General features: G+C 40.1%; 12 protein-coding genes, 1 tRNA gene, 6 rRNA genes and 1 other RNA gene. All 20 read right to left on the reverse strand.

The genetic code is table 11. The features are described from left to right. Position 1: 1 nt before the first annotated feature. On the reverse strand, positions 2-928 hold the full coding sequence (locus ACP3TL_RS10295) for a DNA polymerase III subunit delta' C-terminal domain-containing protein (protein ID WP_069818269.1): 927 nt from the start codon (positions 926-928) through the stop codon (positions 2-4). Positions 929-1,063: 135 nt separating this feature from the next. Further along, positions 1,064-1,393 (reverse strand): cyclic di-AMP receptor DarA, encoded by a 330-nt coding sequence (locus tag ACP3TL_RS10300; protein WP_002508726.1) that lies wholly within the window; start codon positions 1,391-1,393, stop codon positions 1,064-1,066. A gap of 26 nt (positions 1,394-1,419) precedes the next feature. Then, positions 1,420-2,037 carry a dTMP kinase gene (gene tmk, locus ACP3TL_RS10305; protein WP_069826473.1) on the reverse strand — a complete coding sequence of 206 codons (618 nt, stop codon included), beginning with the start codon at positions 2,035-2,037 and terminating at the stop codon, positions 1,420-1,422. Position 2,038: 1 nt separating this feature from the next. Then, positions 2,039-3,382 (reverse strand): Orn/Lys/Arg family decarboxylase, encoded by a 1,344-nt coding sequence (locus tag ACP3TL_RS10310; protein WP_069833245.1) that lies wholly within the window; start codon positions 3,380-3,382, stop codon positions 2,039-2,041. Between the two features lie 377 nt (positions 3,383-3,759). Then, positions 3,760-3,874: ribosomal RNA gene (gene rrf / locus ACP3TL_RS10315) — 5S ribosomal RNA — on the reverse strand. Positions 3,875-3,956: 82 nt separating this feature from the next. Beyond that, positions 3,957-6,880, reverse strand: a 23S ribosomal RNA gene (locus ACP3TL_RS10320). 288 nt (positions 6,881-7,168) lie between these two features. Further along, positions 7,169-8,721: ribosomal RNA gene (locus ACP3TL_RS10325) — 16S ribosomal RNA — on the reverse strand. A 1,076-nt stretch (positions 8,722-9,797) separates the two neighbouring features. After that, positions 9,798-9,912 (reverse strand): 5S ribosomal RNA (gene rrf, locus ACP3TL_RS10330). A gap of 82 nt (positions 9,913-9,994) precedes the next feature. Next, a 23S ribosomal RNA gene (locus ACP3TL_RS10335) occupies positions 9,995-12,918 on the reverse strand. Positions 12,919-13,206: 288 nt separating this feature from the next. Next, positions 13,207-14,759: ribosomal RNA gene (locus ACP3TL_RS10340) — 16S ribosomal RNA — on the reverse strand. Together the 16S, 23S and 5S rRNA genes form the textbook arrangement of a ribosomal RNA operon. A gap of 490 nt (positions 14,760-15,249) precedes the next feature. After that, positions 15,250-15,846 (reverse strand): recombination mediator RecR, encoded by a 597-nt coding sequence (recR, locus tag ACP3TL_RS10345; RefSeq protein ID WP_002505985.1) that lies wholly within the window; start codon positions 15,844-15,846, stop codon positions 15,250-15,252. A 4-nt stretch (positions 15,847-15,850) separates the two neighbouring features. Beyond that, complete coding sequence (locus ACP3TL_RS10350) at positions 15,851-16,168, reverse strand: YbaB/EbfC family nucleoid-associated protein (protein ID WP_069816781.1); 318 nt, start codon at positions 16,166-16,168, stop codon at positions 15,851-15,853. An 86-nt stretch (positions 16,169-16,254) separates the two neighbouring features. Then, positions 16,255-17,973, reverse strand: a complete 1,719-nt coding sequence (gene dnaX / locus ACP3TL_RS10355; RefSeq protein ID WP_069833378.1) for a DNA polymerase III subunit gamma/tau — start codon at positions 17,971-17,973, stop codon at positions 16,255-16,257. Positions 17,974-18,032: 59 nt separating this feature from the next. After that, the gene (locus ACP3TL_RS10360; protein WP_069816778.1) at positions 18,033-18,563 is read right to left on the reverse strand and encodes a GNAT family N-acetyltransferase; all 531 of its coding nucleotides are present in this window, start codon (positions 18,561-18,563) and stop codon (positions 18,033-18,035) included. Between the two features lie 191 nt (positions 18,564-18,754). Next, positions 18,755-19,024, reverse strand: an RNA gene (ffs, locus tag ACP3TL_RS10365) — signal recognition particle sRNA large type. Positions 19,025-19,133: 109 nt separating this feature from the next. After that, positions 19,134-19,859, reverse strand: coding sequence for a trehalose operon repressor (gene treR / locus ACP3TL_RS10370; RefSeq protein ID WP_069833377.1), 726 nt, complete (start codon positions 19,857-19,859; stop codon positions 19,134-19,136). Between the two features lie 28 nt (positions 19,860-19,887). Continuing rightward, positions 19,888-21,522, reverse strand: a complete 1,635-nt coding sequence (gene treC / locus ACP3TL_RS10375; RefSeq protein WP_277575773.1) for an alpha,alpha-phosphotrehalase — start codon at positions 21,520-21,522, stop codon at positions 19,888-19,890. A gap of 90 nt (positions 21,523-21,612) precedes the next feature. Further along, positions 21,613-23,040, reverse strand: a complete 1,428-nt coding sequence (gene treP / locus ACP3TL_RS10380) for a PTS system trehalose-specific EIIBC component (protein WP_069833375.1) — start codon at positions 23,038-23,040, stop codon at positions 21,613-21,615. A 242-nt stretch (positions 23,041-23,282) separates the two neighbouring features. Continuing rightward, positions 23,283-23,375 (reverse strand) — tRNA-Ser (locus ACP3TL_RS10385). Between the two features lie 60 nt (positions 23,376-23,435). Further along, complete coding sequence (locus tag ACP3TL_RS10390) at positions 23,436-24,899, reverse strand: glutamate synthase subunit beta (RefSeq protein ID WP_069832181.1); 1,464 nt, start codon at positions 24,897-24,899, stop codon at positions 23,436-23,438.

A 24,899-nucleotide genomic window follows, 5' to 3' on the forward strand; every position in this document is an offset into this window, starting at 1 on the left:
ACTAATTCACCCCTTTTATTACGATTTGCTCAAACACTAAAGTTGGATTCACATTTTGATTCAACTTTTTATGTGCTTCTGTTATTTGATCATACATCAAAATAATTTGATTATATGTTAGTTTTTTCGTATATTCTTGTACATCGACTTGTAAATCTTGATATATCATATCATCAGTCATCCCTACTTTAGCATGCATAACATCTTGAAAGAAACCATTAACTGCAGCTAATGTGACCATTTGTAACCTTCTGTTTTTAGCCTGTTTCAATAAATCTACAATAGCAATCAATGCCATAGGTCGATTTGTTAAAAGTAATTGGCACCATTTAATAATACTTTTACGTAGCGCCATTAAATCTGCTTCTTCATTTAGCGTAACTGCCGTTTCAATTTGCGTAGTATATGTACTTAGTAATTCAGCTACTGGACGCGAAATATCACGCTCTACTAATCTATTTATAAAATTAGCTTTATTAATAGGTTTAAAATAAACATGCTGACATCTCGAATGTATTGTGTCTAAGATTTGCTCAGGTTTCGTAGTTAATAAGATGGCGATGGTATTTTCAGGAGGTTCCTCTAAAAATTTTAAAATGCTATTTTCACCTTGAATTGTTAACTTTTCAAAGGATTCAATAATATATACTTTATAGTCACCTTCTATTGGTAATTGATTCATATGATGTAATAACTGTTCTATTTGATCTTTCTTTATTGTAGTCTCTTCAGAGGATATATACATAAAATCAGGATGATTAAATGTTTCTACCTTTAACTGACATTGATTGTCTTGATTACATAAAATAAGTTTCGTAAAATCAATAGCGACTTGTTGCATTGTCTGACCATCATCACCCTCAAATAAATAAGCATGTGACAATTTATTTGATTGATAGGCTTTCGTCAGTCTTTCTCGTTCATCCATTATAAAGTTACTCCTTTATATAAAAAGGCTGCTTATATATAGTTGCTCTACAAAAAACATTCTAAAGATCACCATAGGTAAATCTCTTTAGCTAAAATGTAATTTGAGAGGCTACTATATTAAGCAACCATGATTTTAGAATTGATGGAAAGTTTCAACAGGCATTACAAATACCGTTGCGCCTCCAACTTCTACTTCAACCGGATACGGTATATAAGAATCTGCACTACCACCCATCGGTGTAATAGGTGAGACAAGTTGCTCTCTGTTACCACAAGTATCATTGATAACTTTCAACATCTCATCCACGCGATCATCTTCAACACCAGATAAGAACGTAGTATTACCAGCTCTTAAAAATCCACCAGTGGTTGCAAGTTTTGTTGCTCTAAAATTATGCTTAACAAGTTTATCCGACAGTTCCTGACTATCCTGGTCTTGTACAATTGCTATAATCATTTTCATACTAAACACCTCTTCCAAATATTATATCACAATTTTTCTAAGTATTTGCTGATAGATTTATACGTCGCATTTACTACTTCTTCTAAACTTCGATTTGCGTCAATCACAATAAAACGTTTAGACTCATTATGGATAATTTTCCTATAACCTTCAACTACTTTTTCGTGAAATATTACATCTTCTTGATCTAAGCGATTTTGATTTCGCTGATTTTTTAGTATACGGTCACGACCTACCTCCACGCTCACATCAAGGTAAATGGTTCTATCTGGATATAAACCATTGATAGCAAATTCATTAATAGATTTCACTTCTTCTATTCCTATACCCCGTGCATAACCTTGATAAGCTAATGAACTATCTATATAACGATCACATAATACTAACTTACCCTCATCTAATGATGGTATAACTTTACCAACAAGATGTTCGCGCCTTGACGCCGCAAATAATAAGGCTTCTGTGCGCTCATCCATATCGTCCCCTTCAAGTAATACTTCACGTATTTGCTCTCCAGTTTTAACACCACCAGGTTCTCTAGTAAGTACAACATCATACTCTGTTTCTAACCGTTCTGCCACTTGTTGAATGACTGTAGTTTTACCTGAACCTTCTGGGCCCTCAAAAGTTATAAAAGCTGACATTTTATTCATCCTTAATTTCTATTTTATAATTTTTAATTCCTTCTACTCTTATATTATTATCATACCAATAATTCATTAATTTTATCATATTTTCTGTAATTTTTTCTCCTTTAAACATAACAGGGATGCCAGGAGGATATGGAACGATATTTGTTGCTAAAACTTTAGATTCAGCATGACTAATATTGATACTTTTTGTATCAACTATATCGCCCGCTTGGTATGTACCTTCTTCAGTTCTAAACGCGGACTGAGCAGGTGATTGTGTCTCTCTCTCTTCCAACTCAATCTGTCGTATTCTTTCTATTAATAAATCAAATGGATATGTATCTTCCTTATGCCATAAAGGCAAAACGAACAATACCTGATGTTCATCAGCAAGTTCAACGTAAATATATTTAGTTTCAAAATGCTTTTGTAATTCAAAACCAGTATAACCATTACAACGTATATTCAATTTCAGTGGATCTTCAACTTTAACGATTTCAGCTCCAATTTCTTTTAACTCTTGAATTAATTGACCTCTTTTTTCAAAAAAAAGATGACTGTTATAATCTTTATAAAACTGATGCGCTAATTCCAAACTCGTCATTAATAGATAGGAAGGGCTTGAAGATTGAAAATAGGACAAATATTTAATAACCTTTTCCCGTCTTGGTGCATTCTTATGAATAAATATAATAGAACTCATTGTTAGTGCTGGTAATGATTTATGATACGATTGCACTACGTAATCCGCACCCATATTTAAAGTGGAATTGGGAAAGCCTTCTAAATCAAAATGAGCACCATGTGCTTCATCTATCAATACAGGTATATTGTGCTCTTTTAGACCTTTGATAGCAATAGATACATCAAAACACTCACCATAATAATTAGGATATGTAAGAATTGCTAATTTAGTTTGTTCTATTTGAGAAAAAAATGCATCCAAATTCGGACCTAAATATTGGTTCGTTTTTTCACTCATTTTCATTTCCAATAATTGACACTGCTCTGATGTTAAATCCAAAGCATGAAATACAGATTTATGTGCATTCCGAACTATGGAATAATGCCCCTCTTGTCCTGAAAATCCTTGGATTACTGATAAAATCCCAGACGTAGTCCCATTGACTAAATAATATGCATCATAGTCAGGATGTTTCTCTAAACCTTCCATACTTTGTGCTATCACTTCATCAGGGTGATGTAAATCATCTAATTCTGTAATCTCAGTCATATCCATTTTAAAATTTAATTGTTCTAAATAACCGATTGTCATATTTTTATGCCCAGGTACATGCATCGAAATCGGATTTCTATTTAATATATCATTAAGTTTATTAGTTAATGGTAATTTCATATGTATCCTCGCTTTTCAAGAAATAATTCCAGCTCCTATAGTTCATTATATTTTAACATATAGAGAGTGGAATATGTGTTTGTCCCTACCTCTAATCCTAAATGTACTGCATATAAAAAACTTCGTCTTTAATCAAGCTTCACTAATTTTTCACTCAAAAAAAGACACTTACTCACTTACCACTTGTAAGCTCGTCGCGTCTTTCGCTAAGTTCGTCAGCTTCTAAAGAACTACTTCCCAATCTCATTGGGATTAGTAGTTCTTACACATGAGCTTAAGCTTATGTGTTCATATCTTAAATCAGGTTTTCAGTTCTTCGAACTGGTAGTTAAGCTCTTTTTATCCATAAAAAAAAAGACCCTTTCGGGTCCTTAATTGCCTGGCAACGTCCTACTCTTGCGGAACGTGAGTCCGACTACCATCGGCGCTAAGGAGCTTAACTACTGTGTTCGGCATGGGAACAGGTGTGACCTCCTTGCCATTGTCACCAGACAATGAACTGTATAAAAAATTATACATTCAAAACTAGATAGTAAGTAAAATTTGATAATGCCAAACAAAACACTTTTTAAATTTGATTAAGTCTTCGATCGATTAGTATTCGTCAGCTCCACATATCGCTATGCTTCCACCTCGAACCTATTAACCTCATCATCTTTGAGGGATCTTATAACCGAAGTTGGGAAATCTCATCTTGAGGGGGGCTTCATGCTTAGATGCTTTCAGCACTTATCCCGTCCATACATAGCTACCCAGCGATGCCGTTGGCACGACAACTGGTACACCAGAGGTATGTCCATCCCGGTCCTCTCGTACTAAGGACAGCTCCTCTCAAATTTCCTGCGCCCACGACGGATAGGGACCGAACTGTCTCACGACGTTCTGAACCCAGCTCGCGTACCGCTTTAATGGGCGAACAGCCCAACCCTTGGGACCGACTACAGCCCCAGGATGCGATGAGCCGACATCGAGGTGCCAAACCTCCCCGTCGATGTGAACTCTTGGGGGAGATAAGCCTGTTATCCCCGGGGTAGCTTTTATCCGTTGAGCGATGGCCCTTCCATGCGGAACCACCGGATCACTAAGTCCGTCTTTCGACCCTGCTCGACTTGTAAGTCTCGCAGTCAAGCTTCCTTATGCCTTTACACTCTATGAATGATTTCCAACCATTCTGAGGAAACCTTTGAGCGCCTCCGTTACTCTTTAGGAGGCGACCGCCCCAGTCAAACTGTCCATCTGACACTGTCTCCCACCATGATAAATGGTGCGGGTTAGAAATCCAACACAGCAAGGGTAGTATCCCACCAACGCCTCGACGTAAGCTGGCGCTCACGTTTCAAAGGCTCCTACCTATCCTGTACAAGTTGTACCGAATTTCAATATCAGACTACAGTAAAGCTCCACGGGGTCTTTCCGTCCTGTCGCGGGTAACCTGCATCTTCACAGGTACTATGATTTCACCGAGTCTCTCGTTGAGACAGTGCCCAAATCGTTACGCCTTTCGTGCGGGTCGGAACTTACCCGACAAGGAATTTCGCTACCTTAGGACCGTTATAGTTACGGCCGCCGTTTACTGGGGCTTCGATTCGTAGCTTCGCCGAAGCTAACCACTCCTCTTAACCTTCCAGCACCGGGCAGGCGTCAGCCCCTATACATCACCTTACGGTTTAGCAGAGACCTGTGTTTTTGATAAACAGTCGCTTGGGCCTATTCACTGCGGCTCTCCTGGGCGTTAACCCTAAAGAGCACCCCTTCTCCCGAAGTTACGGGGTCATTTTGCCGAGTTCCTTAACGAGAGTTCGCTCGCTCACCTTAGAATTCTCATCTTGACTACCTGTGTCGGTTTGCGGTACGGGCACCAAAATTCTAGCTAGAGGCTTTTCTTGGCAGTGTGAAATCAACGACTCGAGGAAACAATTTCCTCTCCCCATCACAACTTGACCTTAAGAGTGCCGGATTTGCCTAACACTCAGTCTCATTGCTTGGACGTACAATCCAATAGTACGCTTCGCCTATCCTACTGCGTCCCCCCATCGCTTAAAACGAAATTTGGTGGTACAGGAATATCAACCTGTTATCCATCGCCTACGCCTATCGGCCTCAGCTTAGGACCCGACTAACCCAGAGCGGACGAGCCTTCCTCTGGAAACCTTAGTCAATCGGTGGACGGGATTCTCACCCGTCTTTCGCTACTCACACCGGCATTCTCACTTCTAAGCGCTCCACATGTCCTTGCGATCATGCTTCAACGCCCTTAGAACGCTCTCCTACCACTGTCCTTACGGACAATCCACAGCTTCGGTAATATGTTTAGCCCCGGTACATTTTCGGCGCAGTGTCACTCGACTAGTGAGCTATTACGCACTCTTTAAATGATGGCTGCTTCTAAGCCAACATACTAGTTGTCTGGGCAACGCCACATCCTTTTCCACTTAACATATATTTTGGGACCTTAGCTGGTGGTCTGGGCTGTTTCCCTTTCGAACACGGACCTTATCACCCGCGTTCTAACTCCTAAGATAAAATTGATTGGCATTCGGAGTTTGTCTGAATTCGGTAACCCGATAAGGGCCCCTCGTCCAAACAGTGCTCTACCTCCAATAATCATTACTTAAGGCTAGCCCTAAAGCTATTTCGGAGAGAACCAGCTATCTCCAGGTTCGATTGGAATTTCTCCGCTACCCACAACTCATCCGCTCACTTTTCAACGTAAGTCGGTTCGGCCCTCCATTCAGTGTTACCTGAACTTCAGCCTGGTCATGGGTAGATCACCTGGTTTCGGGTCTACGACCAAATACTCAACGCCCTATTCAGACTCGCTTTCGCTACGGCTCCACATTAACTGCTTAACCTTGCATCAAATCGTAACTCGCCGGTTCATTCTACAAAAGGCACGCCATCACCCATTAACGGGCTCTGACTACTTGTAAGCACACGGTTTCAAGTTCTATTTCACTCCCCTTCCGGGGTACTTTTCACCTTTCCCTCACGGTACTGGTTCACTATCGGTCACTAGAGAGTATTTAGCCTTGGGAGATGGTCCTCCCGGATTCCGACGGAATTTCTCGTGTTCCGTCGTACTCAGGATCCACTCAAGAGTGAACAAACTTTCGACTACAGGATTATTACCTTCTTTGATTCATCTTTCCAGATGATTCGTCTAATTTGTTCTTTTGTAACTCCGTATAGAGTGTCCTACAACCCCAACAAGCAAGCTCGTTGGTTTGGGCTCTTCCCGTTTCGCTCGCCGCTACTCAGGGAATCGATTTTTCTTTCTCTTCCTGCGGGTACTAAGATGTTTCAGTTCCCCGCGTCTGCCTTCAGATATGCTATGTATTCACATATCGATAACACGACATAACTCGTGTTGGGTTTCCCCATTCGGAAATCTCTGGATCAAAGCTTACTTACAGCTCCCCAAAGCATATCGTCGTTAGTAACGTCCTTCGTAGGCTTCTAGTGCCAAGGCATCCACCGTGCGCCCTTAATAACTTAATCTTTTCGACCTTCAACACGAAAAAATCGGTTGAAAACCTAAAATGTTATTAATCTGTGAGTGTTCTTTCGAACACTAGCGATTATTTCTATTTTTTTGAATTCAAGCTTTTTAAAACTCTAATTCACTCGGTTTTGCTTGGTAAAATCATAAATTTTACTTACATATCTAGTTTTCAATGTACAAAATAACGCAATGAATACTCGTAATGAGCATTCAAAACCGAATGCAATATGTCAATGTCATTCCTCTTCATCTTCTCAAGGAAGATGTTCCGAATATATCCTTAGAAAGGAGGTGATCCAGCCGCACCTTCCGATACGGCTACCTTGTTACGACTTCACCCCAATCATTTGTCCCACCTTCGACGGCTAGCTCCATAAATGGTTACTCCACCGGCTTCGGGTGTTACAAACTCTCGTGGTGTGACGGGCGGTGTGTACAAGACCCGGGAACGTATTCACCGTAGCATGCTGATCTACGATTACTAGCGATTCCAGCTTCATGTAGTCGAGTTGCAGACTACAATCCGAACTGAGAACAACTTTATGGGATTTGCATGACCTCGCGGTTTAGCTGCCCTTTGTATTGTCCATTGTAGCACGTGTGTAGCCCAAATCATAAGGGGCATGATGATTTGACGTCATCCCCACCTTCCTCCGGTTTGTCACCGGCAGTCAACCTAGAGTGCCCAACTAAATGCTGGCAACTAAGTTTAAGGGTTGCGCTCGTTGCGGGACTTAACCCAACATCTCACGACACGAGCTGACGACAACCATGCACCACCTGTCACTTTGTCCCCCGAAGGGGAAGGCTCTATCTCTAGAGTTTTCAAAGGATGTCAAGATTTGGTAAGGTTCTTCGCGTTGCTTCGAATTAAACCACATGCTCCACCGCTTGTGCGGGTCCCCGTCAATTCCTTTGAGTTTCAACCTTGCGGTCGTACTCCCCAGGCGGAGTGCTTAATGCGTTAGCTGCAGCACTAAGGGGCGGAAACCCCCTAACACTTAGCACTCATCGTTTACGGCGTGGACTACCAGGGTATCTAATCCTGTTTGATCCCCACGCTTTCGCACATCAGCGTCAGTTACAGACCAGAAAGTCGCCTTCGCCACTGGTGTTCCTCCATATCTCTGCGCATTTCACCGCTACACATGGAATTCCACTTTCCTCTTCTGTACTCAAGTTTCCCAGTTTCCAATGACCCTCCACGGTTGAGCCGTGGGCTTTCACATCAGACTTAAGAAACCGCCTACGCGCGCTTTACGCCCAATAATTCCGGATAACGCTTGCCACCTACGTATTACCGCGGCTGCTGGCACGTAGTTAGCCGTGGCTTTCTGATTAGGTACCGTCAAGATGCGCACAGTTACTTACGCATTTGTTCTTCCCTAATAACAGAGTTTTACGATCCGAAAACCTTCATCACTCACGCGGCGTTGCTCCGTCAGACTTTCGTCCATTGCGGAAGATTCCCTACTGCTGCCTCCCGTAGGAGTCTGGACCGTGTCTCAGTTCCAGTGTGGCCGATCACCCTCTCAGGTCGGCTACGTATCGTTGCCTTGGTAAGCCGTTACCTTACCAACTAGCTAATACGGCGCGGGTCCATCTATAAGTGATAGCAAAACCATCTTTTACTTTAGAACCATGCGGTTCCAAATGTTATCCGGCATTAGCTCCGGTTTCCCGAAGTTATTCCAGTCTTATAGGTAGGTTACCCACGTGTTACTCACCCGTCCGCCGCTAACTTCAAAGGAGCAAGCTCCTTATCCGTTCGCTCGACTTGCATGTATTAGGCACGCCGCCAGCGTTCATCCTGAGCCAGGATCAAACTCTCCATAAATGAATTATGATGTTTGATTAGCTCATAAAATACTAATTTGTGTGTTATCTCTAACACGTTTGAACCAACAATTTAATGTTGCGTTCGGAATTAACGTTGACATATTGCAATTCAGTTTTCAATGTTCATTTCTTAATCACAAGACTTAATTCTACAGGTTATGACTCAGAAAGTCAAGAACTTTTTAAAATTAATTTTCGTTGTGTTTCGTATTTCTTTTTGTGTTTGTCGTGTTGTTTCGCTCGACTAGTAATACTATACACGCATAAAAAGCTTTTAACAACAGTAAAATTTACACTATCGCTACAAAACTTACATTTATTAAACAAATCTAATTCATTAAGACTATATTATAGTCGAATCTCTAGTAACTACAGCTTTTTCAATGTAATAAATCCAAATACAAGGAAGGCTAATCCCTTTCTAAAATAACTATATATCACTCTATTTGGAAGATTATTCACTATTTTATTTCTCGTTGCTCACTATGTTTTTTTAAACTTTTTCTCTATTCATAATTTATATACTCTAATTCTTCCAAATAATAAAAGTGAAAATCTCTAAAATATTGCTCTAATTATTCTTCCAATAATTTTTCATCTTTTAAAACATACTTAAAAATTTATAGATCAAGTAAAAAACAACCTATGTCTTTGATCTTATGAATATCAAAACTATTAAACAAATTTATATTAACACATTGAAAACTCACAAATGGAAATTCCATACATAAAAGAGATGATACTCTAATTCTTATATCAGTTGAAAAGTTATATATTGATAAGCCCTTTTGGATAATATAAGCGAAAAAAATTTCACTCTATGCAGTAGTAAATTAAGTGAATACTAAATGTTAACTAGAACTCTAGAATACTTTATTTACTTAACCCAAAAATAAATCACATTTAATATAGCCTTCAACTCTTCTATTCCTATAAACTACCACTTTTTAATTTATAAAGAACCACTTTTTCGCTTGCGAAATTAGTAGTTCTTATGCAATCGCTTCACTCTTGTAACCCTGGTAGTTAAGCTCTTTTTATCCATAAAAAAAAGACCCTTTCGGGTCCTTAATTGCCTGGCAACGTCCTACTCTTGCGGAACGTAAGTCCGACTACCATCGGCGCTAAGGAGCTTAACTACTGTGTTCGGCATGGGAACAGGTGTGACCTCCTTGCCATTGTCACCAGACAATGAACTGTATAAAAAATTATACATTCAAAACTAGATAGTAAGTAAAATTTGATAATGCCAAACAAAACACTTTTTAAATTTGATTAAGTCTTCGATCGATTAGTATTCGTCAGCTCCACATATCGCTATGCTTCCACCTCGAACCTATTAACCTCATCATCTTTGAGGGATCTTATAACCGAAGTTGGGAAATCTCATCTTGAGGGGGGCTTCATGCTTAGATGCTTTCAGCACTTATCCCGTCCATACATAGCTACCCAGCGATGCCGTTGGCACGACAACTGGTACACCAGAGGTATGTCCATCCCGGTCCTCTCGTACTAAGGACAGCTCCTCTCAAATTTCCTGCGCCCACGACGGATAGGGACCGAACTGTCTCACGACGTTCTGAACCCAGCTCGCGTACCGCTTTAATGGGCGAACAGCCCAACCCTTGGGACCGACTACAGCCCCAGGATGCGATGAGCCGACATCGAGGTGCCAAACCTCCCCGTCGATGTGAACTCTTGGGGGAGATAAGCCTGTTATCCCCGGGGTAGCTTTTATCCGTTGAGCGATGGCCCTTCCATGCGGAACCACCGGATCACTAAGTCCGTCTTTCGACCCTGCTCGACTTGTAAGTCTCGCAGTCAAGCTTCCTTATGCCTTTACACTCTATGAATGATTTCCAACCATTCTGAGGAAACCTTTGAGCGCCTCCGTTACTCTTTAGGAGGCGACCGCCCCAGTCAAACTGTCCATCTGACACTGTCTCCCACCATGATAAATGGTGCGGGTTAGAAATCCAACACAGCAAGGGTAGTATCCCACCAACGCCTCGACGTAAGCTGGCGCTCACGTTTCAAAGGCTCCTACCTATCCTGTACAAGTTGTACCGAATTTCAATATCAGACTACAGTAAAGCTCCACGGGGTCTTTCCGTCCTGTCGCGGGTAACCTGCATCTTCACAGGTACTATGATTTCACCGAGTCTCTCGTTGAGACAGTGCCCAAATCGTTACGCCTTTCGTGCGGGTCGGAACTTACCCGACAAGGAATTTCGCTACCTTAGGACCGTTATAGTTACGGCCGCCGTTTACTGGGGCTTCGATTCGTAGCTTCGCCGAAGCTAACCACTCCTCTTAACCTTCCAGCACCGGGCAGGCGTCAGCCCCTATACATCACCTTACGGTTTAGCAGAGACCTGTGTTTTTGATAAACAGTCGCTTGGGCCTATTCACTGCGGCTCTCCTGGGCGTTAACCCTAAAGAGCACCCCTTCTCCCGAAGTTACGGGGTCATTTTGCCGAGTTCCTTAACGAGAGTTCGCTCGCTCACCTTAGAATTCTCATCTTGACTACCTGTGTCGGTTTGCGGTACGGGCACCAAAATTCTAGCTAGAGGCTTTTCTTGGCAGTGTGAAATCAACGACTCGAGGAAACAATTTCCTCTCCCCATCACAACTTGACCTTAAGAGTGCCGGATTTGCCTAACACTCAGTCTCATTGCTTGGACGTACAATCCAATAGTACGCTTCGCCTATCCTACTGCGTCCCCCCATCGCTTAAAACGAAATTTGGTGGTACAGGAATATCAACCTGTTATCCATCGCCTACGCCTATCGGCCTCAGCTTAGGACCCGACTAACCCAGAGCGGACGAGCCTTCCTCTGGAAACCTTAGTCAATCGGTGGACGGGATTCTCACCCGTCTTTCGCTACTCACACCGGCATTCTCACTTCTAAGCGCTCCACATGTCCTTGCGATCATGCTTCAACGCCCTTAGAACGCTCTCCTACCACTGTCCTTACGGACAATCCACAGCTTCGGTAATATGTTTAGCCCCGGTACATTTTCGGCGCAGTGTCACTCGACTAGTGAGCTATTACGCACTCTTTAAATGATGGCTGCTTCTAAGCCAACATACTAGTTGTCTGGGCAACGCCACATCCTTTTCCACTTAACATATATTTTGGGACCTTAGCTGGTGGTCTGGGCTGTTTCCCTTTCGAACACGGACCTTATCACCCGCGTTCTAACTCCTAAGATAAAATTGATTGGCATTCGGAGTTTGTCTGAATTCGGTAACCCGATAAGGGCCCCTCGTCCAAACAGTGCTCTACCTCCAATAATCATTACTTAAGGCTAGCCCTAAAGCTATTTCGGAGAGAACCAGCTATCTCCAGGTTCGATTGGAATTTCTCCGCTACCCACAACTCATCCGCTCACTTTTCAACGTAAGTCGGTTCGGCCCTCCATTCAGTGTTACCTGAACTTCAGCCTGGTCATGGGTAGATCACCTGGTTTCGGGTCTACGACCAAATACTCAACGCCCTATTCAGACTCGCTTTCGCTACGGCTCCACATTAACTGCTTAACCTTGCATCAAATCGTAACTCGCCGGTTCATTCTACAAAAGGCACGCCATCACCCATTAACGGGCTCTGACTACTTGTAAGCACACGGTTTCAAGTTCTATTTCACTCCCCTTCCGGGGTACTTTTCACCTTTCCCTCACGGTACTGGTTCACTATCGGTCACTAGAGAGTATTTAGCCTTGGGAGATGGTCCTCCCGGATTCCGACGGAATTTCTCGTGTTCCGTCGTACTCAGGATCCACTCAAGAGTGAACAAACTTTCGACTACAGGATTATTACCTTCTTTGATTCATCTTTCCAGATGATTCGTCTAATTTGTTCTTTTGTAACTCCGTATAGAGTGTCCTACAACCCCAACAAGCAAGCTCGTTGGTTTGGGCTCTTCCCGTTTCGCTCGCCGCTACTCAGGGAATCGATTTTTCTTTCTCTTCCTGCGGGTACTAAGATGTTTCAGTTCCCCGCGTCTGCCTTCAGATATGCTATGTATTCACATATCGATAACACGACATAACTCGTGTTGGGTTTCCCCATTCGGAAATCTCTGGATCAAAGCTTACTTACAGCTCCCCAAAGCATATCGTCGTTAGTAACGTCCTTCGTAGGCTTCTAGTGCCAAGGCATCCACCGTGCGCCCTTAATAACTTAATCTTTTCGACCTTCAACACGAAAAAATCGGTTGAAAACCTAAAATGTTATTAATCTGTGAGTGTTCTTTCGAACACTAGCGATTATTTCTATTTTTTTGAATTCAAGCTTTTTAAAACTCTAATTCACTCGGTTTTGCTTGGTAAAATCATAAATTTTACTTACATATCTAGTTTTCAATGTACAAAATAACGCAATGAATACTCGTAATGAGCATTCAAAACCGAATGCAATATGTCAATGTCATTCCTCTTCATCTTCTCAAGGAAGATGTTCCGAATATATCCTTAGAAAGGAGGTGATCCAGCCGCACCTTCCGATACGGCTACCTTGTTACGACTTCACCCCAATCATTTGTCCCACCTTCGACGGCTAGCTCCATAAATGGTTACTCCACCGGCTTCGGGTGTTACAAACTCTCGTGGTGTGACGGGCGGTGTGTACAAGACCCGGGAACGTATTCACCGTAGCATGCTGATCTACGATTACTAGCGATTCCAGCTTCATGTAGTCGAGTTGCAGACTACAATCCGAACTGAGAACAACTTTATGGGATTTGCATGACCTCGCGGTTTAGCTGCCCTTTGTATTGTCCATTGTAGCACGTGTGTAGCCCAAATCATAAGGGGCATGATGATTTGACGTCATCCCCACCTTCCTCCGGTTTGTCACCGGCAGTCAACCTAGAGTGCCCAACTAAATGCTGGCAACTAAGTTTAAGGGTTGCGCTCGTTGCGGGACTTAACCCAACATCTCACGACACGAGCTGACGACAACCATGCACCACCTGTCACTTTGTCCCCCGAAGGGGAAGGCTCTATCTCTAGAGTTTTCAAAGGATGTCAAGATTTGGTAAGGTTCTTCGCGTTGCTTCGAATTAAACCACATGCTCCACCGCTTGTGCGGGTCCCCGTCAATTCCTTTGAGTTTCAACCTTGCGGTCGTACTCCCCAGGCGGAGTGCTTAATGCGTTAGCTGCAGCACTAAGGGGCGGAAACCCCCTAACACTTAGCACTCATCGTTTACGGCGTGGACTACCAGGGTATCTAATCCTGTTTGATCCCCACGCTTTCGCACATCAGCGTCAGTTACAGACCAGAAAGTCGCCTTCGCCACTGGTGTTCCTCCATATCTCTGCGCATTTCACCGCTACACATGGAATTCCACTTTCCTCTTCTGTACTCAAGTTTCCCAGTTTCCAATGACCCTCCACGGTTGAGCCGTGGGCTTTCACATCAGACTTAAGAAACCGCCTACGCGCGCTTTACGCCCAATAATTCCGGATAACGCTTGCCACCTACGTATTACCGCGGCTGCTGGCACGTAGTTAGCCGTGGCTTTCTGATTAGGTACCGTCAAGATGCGCACAGTTACTTACGCATTTGTTCTTCCCTAATAACAGAGTTTTACGATCCGAAAACCTTCATCACTCACGCGGCGTTGCTCCGTCAGACTTTCGTCCATTGCGGAAGATTCCCTACTGCTGCCTCCCGTAGGAGTCTGGACCGTGTCTCAGTTCCAGTGTGGCCGATCACCCTCTCAGGTCGGCTACGTATCGTTGCCTTGGTAAGCCGTTACCTTACCAACTAGCTAATACGGCGCGGGTCCATCTATAAGTGATAGCAAAACCATCTTTTACTTTAGAACCATGCGGTTCCAAATGTTATCCGGCATTAGCTCCGGTTTCCCGAAGTTATTCCAGTCTTATAGGTAGGTTACCCACGTGTTACTCACCCGTCCGCCGCTAACTTCAAAGGAGCAAGCTCCTTATCCGTTCGCTCGACTTGCATGTATTAGGCACGCCGCCAGCGTTCATCCTGAGCCAGGATCAAACTCTCCATAAATGAATTATGATGTTTGATTAGCTCATAAAATACTAATTTGTGTGTTATCTCTAACACGTTTGAACCAACAATTTAATGTTGCGTTCGGAATTAACGTTGACATATTGCAATTCAGTTTTCAATGTTCATTTCTTAATCACAAGAATTAATTCTACAGGTTATGACTCAGGAAGTCAAGAACTTTTTAAATTAATTTTCGTTGTGTTTCGTATTTCTTTTTTGTGTTTGTTGTGTTTGACTTGTTGTTTCGCTCTACTAGTAATACTATACACGCATCAAAACCTTTTAACAACTATAAAATTTACACTTTAACCCGCTCATAACAGCCTTCGAACGCCAATAAACATACTTTAATATCTCCTTCTCATTTAAAGTTCGCTTTGTAGATAATAAGCATCTAAAAACCACCTATAAACACTTGAAAAACGCTTATTACGCGTACTTTAAATTCTTTTACATCTTTTTATTTGTATATATGTTTAATAGCGTACTACATCTCTGTGCGGCCCATAATCGCTTTCGACAATGTAACTTCATCAGCGTATTCTAAATCGCCACCTACAGAAAGACCTTGAGCTAATCTCGTTACAGTAACACCAATTGGTTTTACTAACCTCGAGATATACATCGCTGTAGATTCACCTTCTAGGTTTGGGTTCATCGCTAAGATAAGCTCTTTAACTTCTTCATCTTTCAAACGATTAATTAAACTCGGTATATTAATATCCTCTGGTCCAATACCATCCATTGGAGAAATAGAGCCATGTAAGACGTGATATAAACCTTTATATTCACGCATCTTCTCCATAGCAATGACATCTTTATCATCTTCAACTACACAAATAATTGTGCGATCTCTCTGTTTATCTTGGCAAATGTAACATGGATCTTGTTCAGTTATATGTCCGCATTCACTACAATAGGTAAGTTCTCGTTTAACATCCACTAAAGATTTGGCAAATTGGACAACATCGTCTTCTTTCATATCTAATACATGAAACGCCAGACGTTGAGCGGTCTTCGGCCCAATGCCTGGCAGTTTCATGAAACTGTCAATAAGTTTTGAAATCGGTTCAGGATAGTGCATATGATCACATTCCAGGAATGTTTAAGCCTTGAGTGTGCTTGCCTAAGCGTTCTTGTGTAAGTTCATCAGCTTTATTCATTGCTTCATTCGTTGCAGCAATCACTAAGTCTTGTAACATTTCAACGTCGTCTGGATCTACCGCTTCTTCTTTTATTTCTACATCTAGTACTTCTTTATGGCCTGATACTGTTACAGTTACCATGCCACCGCCAGCTGTACCTTGGACTTTCTCTTCTTTTAATTTCTCTTGCTCTTCGCCCATTTTCTTTTGCATTTTTTGCATTTGTTTCATCATCTGTTGCATATTTCCGCCACCGCGCATAAATTTTTCCTCCTTGAATCTTCTATATCATTTTTATGGTTATTCTTTCGTCTCATTATACATGCCTTTTTATTCATTGTCATGTATCACTCTTCATCTATTACATTTACAGTACTCTCACCAAATAAATCTTTAGCTTTTTGAACAACGTCAACTTCTTCCGCTACTTCTGGAGTAGAAGCTTGACTATCACTTTCACCTTCTGTTGAGGTGCTACTCTTTCTATTTTGTAGATACTCTGTTCTAACTCTCATCCATTGATCGGCAGGTACACCTACAACTTTGACTGTTTTATCGATGATTTTACAAACAACATTCTCAATATTTTCCCGTTTTTCATCATCTTTATTAACAATTTCGCAGTGTATTTCTTCTTCAAACTTAATCAGAACATGCGTTTCACTTGCCGCAACAGGTTCAGAATTTTGCAAGAGGCTCACTAATGATTTCATATCATTGCCTTTCGCATGATTAATAACCTCTTCCCAATGGTCTTTCAATTGCTTAATATCATCTTTATTGGCTTTGTCTAATACTTTAGCAATTTGTTGCATAGAAAAAGCGTTCTTAGACTGTCCACCTTTGTTAGTAGTTCGTTTAGTCTGTTGAGGCGTGTTGCTAGTCGTCACACCTTGCGCTTTTATTGTCTTCAATTCACTTTCTAACTGTTCCATTCTTTGCAACAGCACATCATTATTAGGTTCTGTTGCAATACCTGTAGTCGCTACAGTTTGAACATTCTCGGGTTTTTCTTTTATCATTTCAGCGATTTTAACTAGTAATACTTCGAAATGTACACTTTGGTTTACACTGAATCGAATCGAAACGAGTGTATCATTGATGATATCAATCATTTTGTAAAGAACATCTAAATCAAAATGCATTAATGCATCATATTCAGTTTCTACATTAGAAGTCTTATTCATAATCGTATCTCTCACAAAGTAAATCATATCGTTAATCAAACGATTGACTTCTTTACCTTGTGATATGAATTGATGATAAGTTGAAAAAGCGCTTTTTACATCACCTTGAACTACTTCTTTAAGCAATTCATTTAAAGCACTGGCATCTACACTACCGGTTACGTTCAGCGCATCTTGTAACGTGAGATGCTCATCTCCAAAAGCAATGGCTTGATCCATAATACTTAACGCATCACGCATACCACCTTCTGATGCCTTCGCAATAAATTCCAATGCCGCTGTATCGTATTCTATTTCTTGTGAGTCCGCTACAAACTTTAAACGTTCAACAATTTCATCTTCACTAATCGCTTTAAAATCAAACCTTTGTGATCTTGAAATAATTGTCGGAGGTATTTTGTGAGGTTCTGTCGTCGCTAATATAAATATTGCATGTGCTGGTGGCTCTTCTAACGTTTTAAGTAACGCGTTAAAAGCACCTGTTGTTAGCATGTGTACCTCATCTATAATATATACTTTGAACTTCGATTCACTAGGTGCATATTTAACTTTATCTCTAATATTTCTTATCTCATCTACACCGTTATTACTTGCAGCATCAATTTCAATGACATCTGAATTCGTTCCTCGCGTGATACCCTTACATATTGCACATTCATTACAAGGTTCACCATCGGTACGTTCAAGACAGTTTATGGCTTTTGCGAACACTTTAGCAATACTCGTTTTACCTGTCCCTCTAGGTCCGCTAAATATATAAGCATGGGATTGTTTAATTTTAGCAATCGCATTACGTAGTGTCTTAGTTACATGCTCCTGACCCACAACATCTTCAAAGCTTTGCGGTCGGAACATTCTATATAAAGCTTGATAATTCACTTTCGCACCTCCAATAGCATTCATCAACTATTATAGCATTGTACTTTATACTTTGAATATCAATTAAAAGATTCTGGATAAACCACTTTGCCATTAGGTTGCTCTGTTAGTTGTTCCCAAAGGAATTTGACCATAAAATTTTTTGAAGGTAAATCAAATGGACTATATATATTGTATTGTTCCGCTTCTTCATAACCTAATTTGCCATAATATCCCGAAGCTCCTAAGACAATAATCGTAGTATAACCTTGCGCTTTTGCTCGCTCTTCTGCTGCTTGCACGAGTGCTTTTCCCAACCCCATGTTTCTATATGCTGGTAAAACAGATAGTGGCGCTAATGCTAATGCAGTAAAACTTGTTTCTTCATTAAGGATTTGGATTTCTGATAACATAATATGACCAATCACTTCACCATCATCATTTTTCGCTACAACTTCTAGTTCATAGTTATATTCTAAAGTTTCTCTCAATTTCACAACTAACGCTTGCTCATCATGCTGTGATTCAGCGACATCTTCAAACGCAGATTTTATTGTTTCCAAACTTGTATCATAATCATTTTCAGTTAAAGTACTTAAGTATATTTGCATCGACATCCCCCTTGTGACGTTTAATTTTCAACCTTTGATTTAACAATATCGGCTTTGTGACAAGTATTAAACAATACCAATATCCTATCAAAGTATTCCTTATATTTTAATATAAAAAAAGAGCGACTGCTATCAAAAGATACGTCGCTCAGTATTTATATAAGTTTATTTCATTATTTAAAAATTTAAAACCGTGCACCTTCACTTCGAATGTGTATCACAAACGTAACCAAAGTCGTTAGCTAAATCTCGGCAACCCTACGGCACATACGATAATCCACTTAATGCTGCTTCCGTCAGGACCTGACATGGTTCGTGGGTTCATATTGCATAGGACCGAGATCTTCAAACACTACGTGCTTTGGGCAGACTTCACAAAAACACACCCTTAGCAAAGGAATTCAGTCTCGCGTAAAGCGGATTTCGAGTACAGGGAACCGCTACCTCCCCACTTAGCACGGCAAAATATATCATACTATAATTTAACAACTGATTGCAAGTATAACCTATCCTAGATACTTTATCTTCATTATATAATTCACATTATAGTCATTTTTACGATAAAGTATTTTACCTTTTATGACGTCTAGAAAAATCATTGAATTTAAACTCTGTGGCTAAGTGTTTCGAAACATTATATTGGAATATTGTAGTATCTTTCAAATGTACAATACCTCGAACTGTTGCTGTATATGGTGGAACTACAGTGCCAAATATTTCTTGTTCTACTTCTCCGAAGGCCTCAAAAGTAATCGACTTATTAGAGTAACTAATTTCTAAACCTAATACATCTTCTATATACTCATATAGTGATGCTTTAGCAATCTCCGTAGTAAGGTTCGGAACAATTGCTTCTATTAAGTAGTCTTCATCTATAATCTTCACTCTATTTTCTATTTTCCTAATTCGAACAACATGCCACAATACTGTTCCGTGTCGAACATTCAATGCCTTTTGTACTTTCGGCACTTCCCCTGCAGTTATTTTTTCAAATACTTTGACGTCAGTTTCATGTCGCAGCCCTAATCCTTGTTGAACTTCTCTGAAGCTGGTTAAATCTGCAAAAGGAAACTCTGTTAAGCCTTGATAGATAACAACCGAACCTTTACCGCGAATCTTTTGAATCATACCGTCTCTCACTAATAAGTTCAATGCTTTACGTACTGTTTCACGAGAGGCACTATAGGTTTCTACTAACTCATGCTCTGATGGCAATTGAGTGCCATACGATATGCGTGACTCTATGATGTCTGTACGTATTGTTTCATATATCGTAATAAATTTTTTCTGTGTCATGCGCGCTCACTCACTGCCCTTTTCTAAATTATTGTGCAATTACTATTGCGCCAAATCCATCAATTAATTCATTTGTAACTTCACCATGTTGGATAATAATTTCTCCCTCAATAGCTAAATCTTCTGGAATCGCTACTTGTTCATTTGAAAAATTTGCAATAACAAGCCAAGTTTCATCATTATAATGACGTTTATAAACAAATAACTCATTATGCTCCATATATAAAGGTTCTATACTCCCATACGTAATAATATCGTGTTCATGACGTAAGTGAATCAAATGTCTATAAGTGTGCAATATAGATGCTTCATCTTTAATCGCCGCTTCAACATTGATTTTATCAAAATTATTTGGAATATCAATCCATGGTGTACCTGTAGTAAAGCCCGCATGCTCTGTATCAGTCCATTGAACTGGTGTTCTTGAAGTGTCGCGAGATTTTTGTCCTAATATCGTAATGATTTCTTCTTCTTTATAACCTACATCTTTCATATTTTGATAAGCATTTAAAGATTCAACATCACGATACTGGTCAATTGTTTCAAAACCCGGATTTGTCATACCTATTTCTTCGCCTTGGAAAATGTAAGGCGTGCCTTGTAACATATGCAGTACAGTAGCTAACATCTTAGCACTTTGTTTACGCATTGGTTCAGACGAGTCATCACCAAAACGCGAAACAACACGAGGCTGGTCATGGTTACACCAAAATATTGCGTTCCAACCGCCGCCTTCATAAATACCGAGTTGCCATTCCATAAGTATATCTTTTAATTTATGGAAATCTAATTTAGCATTCGTCCATTTTTCACCATCAGCATAGTCTACTTTTAAATGATGGAAATTAAAGACACTACTTAATTCTTGGCGCTTAGTATTCGTATATTTAATACAATGATCTATTGTAGTTGAGGACATTTCACCAACTGTCATTATATCTTTGTCTCCAAACGTACGACGATTCATTTCATGTACGTATTCATGTACACGTGGTCCATCTGTATAAAACTCTTTACCGATTTTTTCAGAGTCTTTAAACTCACCTTTAGAAATCAAATTAAGCACATCAAATCTAAAGCCATCTACACCAAAACTAATCCAGTGGTTAACGATGTCATATAAAGCGTCTCGCACCTCAGGATTATCCCAATTTAAATCAGCTTGTGTAACGTCGAATAGGTGCAAATAATATTCTTCTGTTTTTTCATCGTATTTCCACGCATTGCCGCCAAATTTTGACTCCCAGTTTGTTGGAGGTTGATTATCTGCTGATCGTCTAAAGAAGTAATAATCCCTATAGGCACTTTCTTTATCTGGATACGCTTGCTTAAACCATTCATGCTTTGTAGAGGTATGATTAATTACAATATCCATCATAACTTTTAAATCACGCTTATGTGCTTCACTTACTAATGTTTCAAGATCTTCTATTGTTCCAAATTTTTCATTGATTTTGTAATAGTTACTAATATCATAGCCGTTATCGTTCATTGGTGATTCATATACTGGCGTTAACCAAATGTAATCCACACCTAGATATTGTAAATAATCTAGTTTTTCAATAATACCTTGTAAATCACCTTCTCCACTGCCCGTTGTATCATTAAATGATTTTGGATAAATTTGATAAACAACTGATTTTCTCCAATCATTATGTGCCATAACAATTACCGCCTTTTCTTTTACTATTTTAAAAAGAAACTCGCTAATCAATTTTAGCGAGTTTAATTGTACTTATCTATATAACTTGAATTATTTTTCAACCATTTCTTTTGTTTCTTCTTTACTAAATCTTGATAGAATAACAGTTAAAATTGCTGGTACGACAATTGCTAAAAGGGTACAAATAGCATAAATTAACCAGAAATCCTTTTGGATAGAAATAATAGCTGGCACGCCGCCTACGCCTACACTACCAAGCACACGACTCGCACCTATAATACCACCTATCACACAAGATGTTGAAATTGCTGCTATAAATGGGTATTTTAGTGGTAAGTTTACCCCGAATAATGCTGGTTCTGTTACACCTAAGAAACCTGAAATACCTGAAGTCATAGCAAGACCTTGTTCTTTGCCCATTTTACGTCTTCTATAGACAAACCATGCGCCAAATGCTGCTGAACCTTGACAAATGTTTGAGATTGCAAGAATCGGCCATAGGTATGTGCCGCCAAGGCTACTTCCCATTAATTGGAAATCTACCGCTAAGAACATGTGATGCAAACCTGTAATAACGAGTGGTGCATAGAACAAACCATAAAGTGCGCCACCTAACCAGCCAGCATGTTCAAAGACAAATGTCACGCCTTCTGTAATTCCTGTACCAAGCCATAATGCAACCGGTCCAATAACTATAAATGCTAAGAAACCTGTAATTAGTAGTGCCACAGGCCCTACAACTAACATTTTAATTGAATCATGAATATATTTATTTAAGAATTTCTCGATTTGAGCTAATACATAAGCAGCAAGTAAAATCGGCAATACTTGTCCTTCATAGTTCAATTGCTTAATTTCTAAACCGAAAATATCCCAAGTAGGAATATTACCACTAGCAATATCGTATTGTGAAGCTAATTGTGGATTCATTAGAATTAAACCTAGTACTAGACCAAGTATTTGACTCCCACCAAACACACGCATACTACTCCAACCGATTAATGCTGGTAAGAATATGAATGCTGTACTTGCAATTACATTGATAATATTAGAGATATCTCCAAGTTGAGGAAATTGTTCTACTAACGGTTTAGGACCAAATAGCCCTTCCATCGTAAGTAAATTATTAATCCCCATAAGTAAACCAGCAGTAACAATTGCCGGTAAGATTGGAATAAATATGTCTCCCAACAATTTAATCAATCTTTGAACCGGATTACCCTTTTTAGCCGCTGCAGCTTTCGTATCGTCTTTTGACGCTTCACCTACACCTGTTTCTTCAATGAATTGTTTGTAAACTTCATCGACTGTGCCTGGACCAATGACAATTTGATACTGATTATCAGCTTTGAATTGTCCTTTTACTAAATCGTTATCCCCCAATCGATCCTTATCTACTTTATCATCATCTTTCAAGACAAGTCGCAAACGTGTTACACAGTGCGTTGCTGTGTCCAAGTTGTCTTTGCCCCCAATAGCTTCGACTATATCTTGCACATCTTTCTTTTTAACTGCCATGATGATTCACTCCCTTTTTCTTTTAACATCACTGAAAGTATAACTTGTATAGACAAGTTATGTAAAGGCTTTCATGTTAATTTAAAAAAATAATGTTATTTTCATGTTTTTGTATAATTTTTTCAATGGATTCATTTAATTAATACAAAACAACTTAAAAATGGCAAATAAAAAAGACAAGCACTCAATACATGATTGATTACTTGTCTACTCTATTTATTAGTTTTAATTTTATAATATTATGGCGGAGGAAGAGGGATTCGAACCCCCGCGGGCCGTTAAGCCCCTGTCGGTTTTCAAGACCGATCCCTTCAGCCGGGCTTGGGTATTCCTCCAAATAAATACATTATTTATAATATTATAGCCCGTTTCAAAAGTCAATTAAAATTTCAGCACTATACAAGTGCTTTTTCTTTTAAGTAAGCATCTACTGAATCTGCGACAGCCCTTCCTTCTTGAATAGCCCAGACCACAAGACTTTGACCTCTTCTCGCGTCGCCCGCTGCAAATATGTGTGGTTGATTCGTTCTAAAATCTTTATTATCAGCCACTATTTTATTACGTTTAGTTTGAATATCAAAAGCATGAGGGACGGTCGTTTCTGTACCGACAAAACCGATAGACAATAAGACTAGATCTGCTGGCCAGTGACGTTCTGTGCCATCCACCACGACCATTCCATCTTCTGTTTCTTCAAGTATTTGAGTATAAACACCTTTTACATTGCCGATACGATCAACATCGTAACGCATCGTTTGTACACCATATGCACGTGGTTCAAAACCAAAACGCGCCTCATATTCTTTGTGTGCATAATCCATCTTGAACACAGGCATTGCTATTGGCCAGTACGTATTTTCATCAAATGTAATCTCTTCTGGCTGCTTTGTGTATTTATTAAATTGAACGATAGACTTACAATTTTCACGCAGTGCTGTCGCTACACAGTCAGCACCTGTATCACCAGCACCAATCACAATGACATTTTTTCCTTTAGCTGAAATCTCAGGTTCGTTAATTTCTCCATTTAAAAATTGGCCTTGTTCAGTTAAGTAATCCATTGCAAAGTGAATTCCAAATCCCATGCGTCCTTCTAATGGTAAATCTCTCGCATTTTGTGAACCTGTACAAAGTATAATTGCATCGTGTCGTTCATTTAATTCATCACGACTTACGTCTACACCAATTTCTGTATCTGTCATAAATTCAATACCTGATTGTTTCATCACTTCAATTCTACGACGCACGACATCCTTATCTAATTTCATATTAGGAATACCATACATTAGAAGCCCACCCACTTCATGTGCACGTTCATATACTGTTACTTTGTATCCTAGTTTATTTAGTTCGTCTGCCGCTGTTAACCCAGCTGGACCACTGCCGACGATTGCTACCGTTTCGGATTGACGTTGCTCAGGCTTTGTTGGTTTAACCCAGCCATTTTCATAAGCTTCATCAATAATCGTACGTTCAATACCTTTGATAGCAACAGATTCACGATTAATTTTCATTACACACGATTGTTCACAAGGCGCAGGACAAACGCGACCCGTGAATTCTGGAAAGTTATTTGTCTCACTCAAGCGTTCATATGCTGTTTTAAAATCTTTTCTATAAACGAGATCGTTCCACTCCGGAATATAATTCCCAATTGGGCAACCAATTGTTTCTTTTCCATGAGGTTCCCCCGTTTGGCAAAATGGTGTCCCACAATCCATACAACGTGCACCTTGTTCTGCTGCTTCATCCTTAGTAAACCTCTGTTGAAAGGCATCGTGATTACTTATACGTTCAACCAATGACAATTCATCTAATTGTTGTTTGTCATAATTCATAAATCCTTTGAATTCGCCCAT

This window comes from Staphylococcus caseorum, from assembly GCF_049943195.1.
Lineage (GTDB): Bacteria > Bacillota > Bacilli > Staphylococcales > Staphylococcaceae > Staphylococcus > Staphylococcus equorum_A.